The organism is Ulvibacter sp. 2305UL32-6, from assembly GCF_058148545.1.
This window is the reverse complement of sequence record NZ_JBYVKA010000003.1, coordinates 42,004-54,372: the sequence shown is the minus strand read 5'-3', so window position 1 is coordinate 54,372 and position 12,369 is coordinate 42,004. Positions and strand designations below refer to the sequence as shown.

Annotated in this window: 8 protein-coding genes; all 8 read left to right on the top strand. The window is 39.1% G+C overall.

Features of this window, described 5'->3' with window-relative positions:
- Positions 1-173: 173 nt before the first annotated feature.
- The 8 genes from ACY2RU_RS10065 to ACY2RU_RS10030 all read left to right on the top strand — a co-directional run bounded on the left by ACY2RU_RS10065 (position 174) and on the right by ACY2RU_RS10030 (position 11,988).
- Entirely contained in the window at positions 174-1,505 is a 1,332-nt protein-coding gene (locus tag ACY2RU_RS10065; protein ID WP_490138328.1) for a c-type cytochrome, read from the top strand.
- An 82-nt stretch (positions 1,506-1,587) separates the two neighbouring features.
- Positions 1,588-4,659 carry a TAT-variant-translocated molybdopterin oxidoreductase gene (locus ACY2RU_RS10060; protein WP_490138327.1) on the top strand — a complete coding sequence of 1,024 codons (3,072 nt, stop codon included), beginning with the start codon at positions 1,588-1,590 and terminating at the stop codon, positions 4,657-4,659.
- 27 nt (positions 4,660-4,686) lie between these two features.
- Positions 4,687-6,462, top strand: coding sequence for a helix-hairpin-helix domain-containing protein (locus ACY2RU_RS10055; RefSeq protein WP_490138326.1), 1,776 nt, complete (start codon positions 4,687-4,689; stop codon positions 6,460-6,462).
- 1 nt (position 6,463) lies between these two features.
- Positions 6,464-7,000 carry a DUF3341 domain-containing protein gene (locus tag ACY2RU_RS10050; protein WP_490138325.1) on the top strand — a complete coding sequence of 179 codons (537 nt, stop codon included), beginning with the start codon at positions 6,464-6,466 and terminating at the stop codon, positions 6,998-7,000.
- A 1-nt stretch (position 7,001) separates the two neighbouring features.
- The gene (locus ACY2RU_RS10045) at positions 7,002-7,670 is read left to right on the top strand and encodes a c-type cytochrome (protein WP_490138324.1); all 669 of its coding nucleotides are present in this window, start codon (positions 7,002-7,004) and stop codon (positions 7,668-7,670) included.
- A 25-nt stretch (positions 7,671-7,695) separates the two neighbouring features.
- Entirely contained in the window at positions 7,696-9,054 is a 1,359-nt protein-coding gene (locus tag ACY2RU_RS10040) for a quinol:cytochrome C oxidoreductase (RefSeq protein WP_490138323.1), read from the top strand.
- A gap of 24 nt (positions 9,055-9,078) precedes the next feature.
- Positions 9,079-10,140 carry a cytochrome c oxidase subunit II gene (locus ACY2RU_RS10035; protein WP_490138322.1) on the top strand — a complete coding sequence of 354 codons (1,062 nt, stop codon included), beginning with the start codon at positions 9,079-9,081 and terminating at the stop codon, positions 10,138-10,140.
- A 21-nt stretch (positions 10,141-10,161) separates the two neighbouring features.
- Positions 10,162-11,988, top strand: coding sequence for a cytochrome c oxidase subunit I (locus ACY2RU_RS10030; protein ID WP_490138321.1), 1,827 nt, complete (start codon positions 10,162-10,164; stop codon positions 11,986-11,988).
- Positions 11,989-12,369 lie beyond the last annotated feature (381 nt).

Below are 12,369 nucleotides of genomic sequence, written 5' to 3'. Positions count from 1 at the left end.
ATTTTATTATTTAGAATAATTATAAATTAACCGTTAACACTTTATTTAGATTTTTCAAATCGACTTTAAACCGTACTTTTGTGCCGTTATTTGTGGCTCGTAAAGGGGCGTTAATCGTTTAAGAAACATTAACCAATTACGTGCCAAACTATTGACAATAATTAACCATTACTATGCAAAAGGTGAAGTTAAAAAATCTACTCTCAAATTTGTCACTTGTCTTGTTAGCTTGTATGCTAACAATTTCTACCGCCAGTATAGCGCAAGATGCGCCTGTACTAACGGCCGAGGCTGAGGCGGCTGCTCCAGCGCCTGGTGTTGGTGACGCACAAGCCGGTGAGTCTTTGTTTAAGGCAAATTGTGCGGCATGTCATAAATTATACAAAAAAGCGGTGGGACCTGCCCTTTTTCAAGTTGGCGATAAGTATGAAAAAGAGTGGTTGTACAAATGGATTGCCAACAGTGCGGAGATGGTGAAGTCGGGTGACCCGAAAGCAGTAAAGATCTTTGAGGAGTTTAACGGCTCGCCGATGACAGCTTTCCCACAGTTATCTACTACAGATATTGATAATATCTTAGCGTATACATATACTGAAAAAACCGTTGCCCCTCCTCCAACGGGTGGAGCTGATACGGCTAGCAATAATACTGGAGGTGGTGTTTCTAATAATTTAATTCTTGGTGCGCTCGCATTGGTTTTCTTGTTGTTGGTTGTAATGTTGTTCTTAGTGACTAAAACGCTAAACCGGATTGCAGATGCAAATGGGGTAGCTTTTGAAGAAGAGACAAAGCGCACTCCGATCTGGAAAGCTTTTGCTGAAAATCAATTTTTGGTTTTAGTGTCTTCTGTGTTTTTACTTCTTGCTTCTGCATACTTTATGTATGGCTACTTTATGCAGGTTGGTGTTGATCAGGGCTATGCTCCGGTACAACCTATTCACTATTCTCACAGAATTCACGCGGGAGACAATCAGATCGATTGTAACTACTGTCACTCTTCGGCAAGAAGAAGTAAGCATTCAGGTATCCCTTCATTAAATGTTTGTATGAATTGTCATAAAAATATTGGTGAAGTTGCTGCTGAAGTGCAAGCTGAAGGTATGGCAGAGTACGGTGTTGATTACAACAAAGAAATTCTTAAATTATACGACGCAGTTGGTTGGAATGCCGATGAGCAAAAATATACAGGTGAAACGAAGCCAGTTAAATGGGTTCGAATTCACAACCTTCCTGATTTTGCATATTTTAACCACTCGCAACACGTTACGGTTGCTGGGGTTGAATGTCAAACTTGTCACGGACCGGTAGAGGAGATGGAAATTATGTCTCAATACTCGCCATTGACAATGGGTTGGTGTATTAATTGTCACAGAGAGACAAATGTAAATCTTGAGGGCAATGAATACTACGAAAAAATTCATGAAGCACTTTCCAAAAAATACGGTGTAGACAAGTTGACGGCTGCGCAAATGGGTGGATTGGAATGTGGAAAGTGTCACTATTAGAAATTCAAAGATTCAAAAATTTAGAGATCAATAATTAATCCTTTAATTTTTAATCTTTCAATCATTAAATAATAAAGTATAAATGGCATCAAACAAGAAATACTGGAAAAGTGTTGAAGAGCTAGACGAAAACAGCTCTATTGTTAAGACGCTTCAGGAAAATGAATTTGTGGAGTCAATTCCAACAGATGAATTTTTGGGGGACAAAGAAACGCTTGAGGCTTCTTCTACCACGCGTCGTGATTTCTTAAAATATGTTGGGTTTACCACAGCGGCAGCATCATTGGCGGCCTGTGAAGGTCCAGTGATCAAGTCGATCCCTTATGTGGTTGCTCCAGATGAGATTATTCCTGGTGTAGCTAATTATTACGCAACTAGTATTGCCGATGGTTTTGACTTTGCTAATGTTTTGGTGAAGACACGTGAAGGTCGCCCTATAAAAATTGAGCGCAACGATCTTTCAGTATATAACAATGGTGTCAATGCGCGAACGCAAGCTTCGGTTTTGTCATTATATGATGCTAACAGATTACAGCAGCCTATGGCTGGTGGTAAAGAGGTCACTTGGAAAGAATTTGATACCGAAGTTGCAAAGAAAATGAACGAAATGTCTGGCAAAGACATCGTTTTGTTGACGCAAACTTTTGCGAGTCCTTCTACCGCTAAACTTATTGCAGCATTTACAGAACTTAATCCTAATGTACGCCACGTAGTATACGATACTGTGTCTTCATCGGCTGCATTAGATGCCTTTCAGAATAAATATGGTGTTCGCGCCATGCCTGATTACGATTTTTCAAAAGCTGAAGTTATTGTTTCTGTTGGTGCCGATTTAATTGGCGACTGGCAAGGTGGTGGGTATTCAGGTGGATATTCTAAAGGACGTGTTCCAAAGAATGGAAAAATGTCTCGCCATATTCAATTTGAAGCTAATATGACACTTTCAGGTGCTAACGCAGATAAGCGCGTGCCTGTAAAGCCATCTGAGCAAATGGCGGTTCTTCGTGCCTTAACTGGAGGTAGTACTTCAGGTTTGCCCGATCATGTAGCTACTGCTGTTAACAATGCAAAAAAACAATTAGAGGCCGCTGGAAGCAAAGGAGTTCTTATTACGGGTCTTCCAGATGTGAATGCACAAGCTATGGCTCTTAATTACAACGCTAATAGTGTTGTAATGGATACGGCTAAACCTCGTATGACACGTCAAGGAAGTAATTCCGAAGTACAAAAAGTGCTTAATGATGTTATTAGTGGCAGTGTAAAAGGTATGATCACAGTAGGTGTAGACCCTGTATACTCATTCCCAAATAATAAAGCCTTTACTGAAGCTTATAAGAATCTTGAATTAAGACTTGCTTTTGCTTCAAAACTTGATGCTACTGCAGCTGCAGCAGATTTAGTTGCTGCTACACCTCATTATCTTGAGTCTTGGGGAGATGTTCAGATGAAGAAAGGAACATTTAGTTTGATTCAACCAACCATTCGTCCATTATTTAATACAAGACAATTTCAGGATTGTTTATTACAATGGACTGGAAACACGAAAAATTATTACGATTATATAAAAGAAACATGGCAAGGTGTTCTTGACGGAAAGTCTTGGAACAAAACCTTAGAAGCTGGTTTCTTGACCACAAATGTAGATGTAGTTACCGAGCCAGTGCCTGCTGTTGATGGTGAAGCTACTTTGACGAGTCAATCGTCTCATGGAGCTTTGTCAATGACTGGGCAAGATGGAGGTTTAGAGCTAACTTTGTATACTAAAACTGCTATGGGTGATGGTCAGCAGGCCAACAACCCTTGGTTACAGGAAATGCCTGATCCTATTTCTCGGGCATCTTGGGATAACTATGTTACCGTTTCTTCAGCCGATGCTAAGAAATTAGGGATAGAAAATGAAAATGTTGCTAACGGTGCGCTTAACGGAAGTTATGTAACGGTTAAAATGGGTGATGTTGTGTTAAACAATGTGCCTGCTTTAATTCAGCCGGGACAAGCTCCAGGTTCTGTTGGTTTGGCACTTGGATATGGTAAGACTGCTGCAATTCAGAAAGAAATGCAGACAGGTGTAAATGCTTATCCATTGTACGCTAACTTTTCAGAAGTACAAAACGTAACTATTGAAAAAGCCACTGGAATGCATGAATTTGCATGTGTACAGTTGCAAAATACAATGATGGGTCGTGATATTATTCGCGAAACCACTTTGGAGATATTCAATACTTCTGATGCCAGCGAATGGAATCCAATGCCGATGGTTTCAAAAGATCACAAAGAAATTGCGGTGACCTCACCAGATGCTGATCTTTGGGATAGTTTTGACCGTTCTGTAGGGCATCATTTTAATCTGTCTATCGACTTGAACGCTTGTACCGGATGTGGTGCCTGTGTAATCGCATGTCATGCAGAAAACAATGTTCCTGTTGTTGGGAAAGAAGAAATTAGAAAAAGTAGAAATATGCACTGGTTGCGTATTGATAGATATTATTCTTCGGAAGAATCATTTGACGCCGATGTAGTTAAAAAGGAAAGCGCAAGCGGACTTTTTGGAGAAACTGGAGTAAAAGACACCTTGATCTCGATGGAAGATCCTTCTGCAAATCCGCAGGTAGCCTTTCAGCCTGTAATGTGTCAACATTGTAATCATGCTCCGTGTGAAACGGTTTGTCCAGTAGCGGCAACGTCTCACGGACGTCAGGGCCAGAATCATATGGCGTATAACCGTTGTGTTGGAACACGTTACTGTGCGAACAACTGTCCGTATAAAGTACGTCGTTTCAATTGGTTCTTATACAATGAGAATGATGAGTTTGATTATCACATGAATAATGACCTCGGACGCATGGTGTTAAATCCTGATGTTGTAGTTCGTTCACGTGGGGTAATGGAAAAGTGTTCTATGTGTATTCAAAAAACACAACTTTCTATCCTTACTGCGAAGCGTGACGGCAGACCAGTGAAAGATGTTGAATTCCAAACAGCCTGTTCTGCTGCATGTAATAGTGGTGCAATGGTCTTTGGAGATATCAACGATCACGATAGTGAAGTTCACAAAGCGAAAAAAGATAATAGAATGTATCACTTGCTTGAAGCAGTGGGAACAGAACCAAATGTGTTCTACCATGCAAAAGTGAGAAATACGAAAGAAGTTTAAACTAACGGACTAATAGCATTATAAGATATGGCGTCGCATTACGAAGCACCTATTAGAAGACCCTTAATCATTGGAGACAAAAACTACCACGATGTTACTGTGGATGTGGCTGCTCCTGTAGAAGGAAAAGCAAATAAATCTTGGTGGATAGTATTTACTATCGCATTGATTGCCTTTTTATGGGGTATTGGTTGTATTATTTATACTGTTTCTACTGGAATTGGGACCTGGGGATTAAATCCAACTGTAGGTTGGGCCTGGGATATTACCAACTTCGTTTGGTGGGTAGGTATTGGTCACGCAGGAACACTGATTTCGGCGGTACTACTGCTTTTCCGACAGAAATGGAGAATGGCAATTAACCGTTCTGCGGAAGCCATGACGATCTTCTCAGTAATTCAGGCTGGATTATTCCCAATTATCCACATGGGTCGACCATGGTTAGCATATTGGGTATTGCCTATTCCGAATCAATTCGGATCCTTATGGGTAAACTTTAATTCGCCATTACTTTGGGATGTATTTGCGATCTCGACTTATCTTTCGGTTTCTTTAGTTTTTTGGTGGACAGGTCTTTTACCCGATTTCGCCATGATCCGTGACCGTGCAGTTACACCTTTTACAAAAAGAATTTATAGCATCCTTTCATTTGGTTGGAGTGGACGTGCAAAAGACTGGCAACGTTTTGAAGAAGTTTCGTTGGTTTTGGCTGGTTTGGCAACACCTTTGGTACTTTCGGTACACACCATTGTATCATTTGACTTTGCTACCTCGGTAATTCCTGGTTGGCATACCACGATCTTCCCACCATACTTTGTTGCGGGAGCTATCTTCTCTGGATTTGCCATGGTAAACACCTTGCTTATTATTATGCGAAAGGTGTCTAATCTTGAAAATTATATTACTATTCAGCATATCGAATTGATGAACATTGTGATCATGCTTACAGGATCTATTGTAGGTGTAGCTTATATTACGGAATTGTTCATAGCTTGGTATTCTGGTGTAGAATACGAACAGTATGCATTCTTGAACAGAGCGACCGGACCGTATTGGTGGGCGTATTGGGCGATGATGTCTTGTAACGTATTCTCGCCACAGTTTATGTGGTTTAAAAGGCTACGAACGAGTATTATGTTCTCATTCTTTATTTCAATTGTTGTAAATATAGGGATGTGGTTTGAGCGTTTTGTTATTATTGTGACTTCATTGCACCGTGATTACTTACCGTCTTCTTGGACAATGTTCTCACCAACCTTTGTTGATATTGGAATCTTTATCGGAACGATCGGTTTCTTCTTTGTATTGTTTTTACTTTATGCAAGAACATTCCCTGTAATTGCACAGGCGGAAGTAAAATCTATTTTAAAAGGGTCTGGTTCAAAATATAAAAAATTACGTGCTGAGCACGGGGATGATGTTAAGCATTACAGCCCGGTGGTACGTGAGCCTGCGGCAAATAGCACTAATTTGGATGTTGATTCTTCCGAGGAACACAATCCAACAGTAAATGCAGATGCCCTAATAGATTCTCCATATCAAAAAGATCAGGTAGATAGCCTATTGCGTAAATTAGGAACTTTTGATCCTGCTACGCAAACAGCCGACGATCTTAAGAAAATTAGTGGAGTTGGTCCTGTAATGGAGCAAAAACTACACCAATTAGGAATCTATACTTTTGGTCAGGTAAGTAGAATGACCAATGAAGATTACGATCTATTAGACGAAATTATTGGCGAATTTCCTGGACGTGCAAAACGTGACGATTGGGCTGGTCAGGCTTCAAAACTTAAAAACAATTAATATGGCATCGAAAGTGATTCACGCTATTTACAATGACGATGACCTCTTAATGCAGGCTGTAAAGCAGGTGCGTGCAGAGCATTATCATATCGAAGAGGTCTATACACCTTTTCCGGTTCACGGGCTAGACAAAGTGATGGGTTTAGAACCAACACGAATCGCAATTACCTCATTTATGTATGGGTTGGTTGGTCTTGCTGTAGCCACTACTATGATGAATTTTATCATGATTGAAGATTGGCCTCAAGATATTGGAGGTAAACCAAGCTTTAGTTATATTGAGAATATGCCAGCATTCGTCCCAATTATGTTTGAGATGACTGTATTTTTTGCTGCTCACCTAATGGTGATCACTTTTTATATGCGAAGTAAACTATGGCCTTTTAAGAAAGCTGAAAACCCAGATGTGCGAACTACTGATGATCACTTTTTAATGGCTGTAGATACAGGGAATCACGATGTAGCAAAAATGTCTGAGTTTTTATACAACACAGGTGCTGTAGAAATTAGTTTAATTGAAACAGATGAAGATCATTAATATGAAAAGTATACTGAATATAGCATTGTTGTTGATTGCTTCTGCAAGTATGGTTTCTTGTTTTAACGATAACAAACCAAATTATCAATACATGCCAAACATGTATGAGCCTATAGGATATGAAACCTATGGGGATTATGGCATTTTCGAAAATGGAATGGAGGCCATGTTGCCTGCGGAAGGTACAATTCCACGTGGATGGCAGCCCTATGATTATCCTAATACAACAGAGGGATTAGAATTGGCAAAAGTAGAATTAAAAAATCCATTGAAGGTTACCGAAGATAACTTAACACAAGGTGCACAGTTATACAATATTTATTGTGCGGTTTGTCATGGAGGTGCTGGTGCCGGGAAAGGAATTCTTGTAGAACGTGAAAAATTCTTAGGAATTCCGAGCTACTCTGATCCGGGAAGAAATATTACAGAAGGTGGTGTTTACCACGTACAAATGTATGGTCTAAATAGTATGGGGTCTTATGCTTCGCAAACGAACGAATTAGAACGTTGGCAAATTACCATGCATGTTATGAATTTAAAGGCTGCATTAAACGGAGAACCTTTATTAGCGCCAGTTAAAGATGTAAATGAAGAGACACCACAAATGGTTACTTTGTCTACAGATACTGCTTCTTTAACAGAACAGCACAACGAAACTGAACAAGAATAAACGAATCAAAGAGAATAGCTAAGATATGTATACGCTAACTAGTAAATTAAAACTTTTTGCGATCATTTGTATGGTGCTAGGAGCCCTGGGTATCCTTGCAGGCTTTTTTACTGCGCCGGCTTCTACTGCTGAAGTAAAAGAAATGATGGCAAGCCATGGCGACGATCATGGCAACGGTCATGCTATTGAAGCAGCTCATGATACTCATAGCGATTCTGAGGGTACGCATGCCGTATCTCAAGAAGAGCACGGAGAAGCTTCTGCACATGGTAGTGAAGAAGAGCATTTAGAACATACGCTCCACCAACTACAAAACAGACCTTGGGCAGCACTTTATATAGCTTGCTTCTTTTTCTTTATGATTTCGTTGGGGGTACTTGCTTTTTATGCGATACAATTCGCGGCACAAGCGGGATGGTCTCCCGTGTTATTTAGGGTTATGGAAGCAATTACGGCGTACTTAGTTCCTGGAGGAATCATTATGTTCGTTTTATTAGCTTTATCAGGCTTTCATGTAAATCACTTATTTGTTTGGGCAGACCCAGAGGTTGTAGCTCATGATAAATTGCTTCAAGGAAAAGCAGGCTGGTTAAATGGTACTGGTTTATTAATTCGGGCTGCTATCTTTTTAGGAGGATGGATACTGTATCGTCAGTTCGCGGTGAAATTCTCTCGTAAGAGTGACGAAGCTTCAGATAATAAGTGGTTCAAGAAAAGTTTTAGAATTTCAGCAGGATTTTTAGTATTCTTTATCTATACCGAATCTATGATGTCTTGGGATTGGTTGATGAGTTTTGATCCACACTGGTTTAGTACTTTATATGGTTGGTATATTTTTGCTGGTATGATGGTTTGTGCCATTACTACCATTGCCATGGTAACTATTTACTTAAAATCGAAAGGATATTTAGAATTTGTCAACGACAGTCATATTCACGATTTAGCTAAGTTTATGTTTGCATTTAGTATTTTCTGGACATACCTATGGTTCTCACAGTTCATGCTTATATGGTATGCAAATATTCCTGAAGAAGTGACTTATTTTGTAACGCGAATAGAAGATTTTAAACTGCCTTTCTTCGGAATGCTTGTTATGAATTTTGTATTCCCAGTACTACTTCTTATGAACAGTGATTATAAACGTGTAAATTGGTTTGTAGTGCTTACAGGGATTGTTATTCTTGCAGGGCATTATGTCGATTTATTCGTACTTGTAATGCCAGGCACCGTTGGAACTTCATGGTTTATTGGAATTCCAGAAATAGCATCTATGTTGTTCTTTTTAGGGTTGTTTCTCTTTGTGGTGTTTAGAGCACTTACCAAAGCGCCATTATTGGTTAAGAATAACCCGTTTGTAAAAGAGAGTAAACATTTTCATTATTAATTAATTAGTTAGAGACAGATAACGATGACCGCATTTTTAGTTGTATTAGTAATCATTCTTTTAGGAGTTGCTGTTTGGCAAATGGGTAAGATATTTAAGATGTCTAAAGCCAAACCAGATAGCGCTGCCGAAATAGCTTCAGAAAAAGACAACCACATCAATGGTTATTTGATGCTTGGCTTTACGTTATTCATTTACCTGCTCTTGATCATGAGTTATTGGAAATGGGCCGACACTCTCCTTCCAAAATCGGCTTCAGAGCACGGTGTTGGCATTGATAATTTAATGCTTATTACATGGGCTGTGATTCTTTTTGTGGGAGTTTTAACACAATGGTTATTGCATTATTATGCATTTAAATACCGTGGTGAGAAGAATAAAAAAGCAACATTTTTTGCAGATAATGATAAACTTGAATTTATTTGGACCGTCATCCCAGTTATCGTTTTGGCAGGACTTATAATTTACGGACTTTTCACTTGGACAGACATTATGAATGTGGATGAAGAAGAGAATCCGATGGTTATTGAGTTATACGCCTATCAGTTTGATTGGAGAGCACGATACAGTGGTGAAGACAATACACTAGGAGAGGCTAACGTCCGATTAATTGAGGGTGTAAATCAACTAGGTGTAGATGCGTCAGACCCAAATGCGCAAGACGATATCGTGGTAAATGAATTACACTTGCCAGTAGGTCGTAAGATCTTATTTAAGATGCGTTCACAAGATGTATTGCACTCAGCCTTTATGCCTCACTTTAGAGCACAGATGAACTGTGTTCCTGGTATGGTAACACAATTTGCATTTACTCCATCGGTAACTACCGCGGAGATGCGCCAAGATGAATATATTATTGCCAAAGTGAATAATATTAACGAACTGCGTAGAGCAAAAAGTGAAGAATTGGCAATACTAGGGGAAGAAGCACTAGAGCCTTATGAATTTGACTACTTGTTGCTTTGTAACAAGATTTGTGGGAACAATCACTATAACATGCAAATGAAGATCATAGTGGAGTCTGAAGAAGACTATGAAGCATGGTTGGCTGAACAGCCTACTATCGCAACTACATTGAAAAAATAATAAAAAAATTAGCTTAAAGATATGTCAGCACACGCACACGACCTCGCAGTAGATCACCACGATGATCACGGGCATCATCATAAAGAGACCTTCGTAACTAAATATATATTTAGTACTGATCATAAAATGATCTCAAAACAATACCTGATCACAGGGTTGTTTATGGGTATCATTGGAATTGCCATGTCACTTCTTTTTAGAATGCAAATTGCTTGGCCAGAAGAACCTTTTACTATTTTCGAAATATTCTTAGGAAAATGGGCCGAAGGTGGCGTCATGGACCCAAGTGTATATCTTGCTTTAGTTACTATTCACGGTACGATCATGGTGTTCTTTGTCCTTACGGCAGGTTTGAGTGGAACCTTTAGTAACCTTTTGATTCCTTTACAGATTGGCGCACGAGATATGGCCTCGGGTTTTCTAAACATGGTTTCTTACTGGCTTTTCTTTACATCTAGTGTAATCATGGTTATGTCACTTTTTGTTGAAGCTGGACCAGCCTCTGCAGGATGGACAGTTTATCCACCATTAAGCGCATTACCACAAGCTATTCCGGGATCTGGAGCAGGTATGACACTATGGTTGGTGTCTATGGCTATTTTTATTGCATCATCTTTATTAGGGTCATTAAACTACATCGTAACCGTAATTAACTTAAGAACCAAAGGAATGTCTATGACAAGATTGCCATTGACGATTTGGGCTTTCTTTGTTACGGCAATAATCGGTGTTGTTTCGTTTCCAGTTTTACTTTCGGCTGCCTTGATGTTGATCATGGATAGAAGTTTTGGAACATCATTCTTCCTTTCAGATATTTATATAGCCGGGGAAGTATTACACAATCAGGGAGGATCTCCAGTATTATACGAACACCTTTTTTGGTTCTTAGGACACCCAGAGGTATATATTGTAATTCTACCCGCCATGGGTCTGGTTTCAGAAATTATGGCAACCAATGCCAGAAAACCAATTTTTGGTTATAGAGCGATGATTGCATCGATTTTAGCTATTGCCTTTCTATCTACCATTGTTTGGGGTCACCATATGTTTGTTACAGGGATGAATCCGTTCTTAGGTTCGGTGTTTACGTTTACAACACTATTGATCGCAATTCCATCTGCGGTAAAAGCCTTTAACTGGATCACAACTCTGTGGAAAGGAAATATACAATTTAACACAGCAATGCTATTTTCCATCGGATTTGTTTCTACCTTCATTTCAGGTGGTTTAACCGGAATTATTCTTGGTGATAGTGCCTTAGATATTAACGTTCACGATACGTATTTTGTAGTAGCTCACTTCCACTTAGTGATGGGTATTTCTGCACTTTATGGTCTGTTTGCCGGAGTTTATCATTGGTTCCCAAAAATGTTTGAAGGACGTATGATGAACAAAAACTTAGGATATGTTCATTTCTGGATAACAGCAATTGGAGCATACGGAGTTTTCTTCCCAATGCACTTTATTGGTATGGCAGGATTACCAAGACGTTATTATTCAAATACAGCATTTCCATATTTTGATGATCTTGCTGATGTAAATGTGGTTATTACCATTTTTGCAATCATCACTGCTGGTGCCCAGTTAGTATTCTTATATAACTTTATTCAATCTATGTTCTACGGAAAAAAAGGACCTAAAAACCCTTGGAAATCTACTACCTTAGAATGGACAGCCGAAGTGAAACATATCCACGGAAACTGGGATGGCCCAATTCCACACGTATATCGTTGGTCATATGATTATAGTAAGATGAATAAAGATGGCACGGACTATGTGATTCCAGGTCAAGATTATATTCCACAACATATTCCTATGCATGACAACGAAGATGAAATGGAGCACTAAACAAATTTTGCTTTTATAGATCTTAAACTTTTACATCCCCTTCCATTTTTTGGAGGGGGATGTTTCATTTTACCTACCTCGTAGTATAGCCTTACGCTAGCAAATAATTCAATAGTTAAAATGAGTCTAAAGAGATAGATATAGGATTCACATTGGTTTTTGTAAGCCATAATTGTGAGATATACATTTATTGTAGGAAAAATTAAGGGTTTTTACGTAGGTGCAATGGCTTGATAAACAGTATCTTTATGACTGTGATAATTATGTACAACAGTAAATCGTGGGGATTTTACTGTGTTCATTTAAGCCGCACCTTTTTGGTGCGGCTTTTATATTATTCAAGCATGTTCTTCGGAAATGATTCTTATACGGAAGCAACGT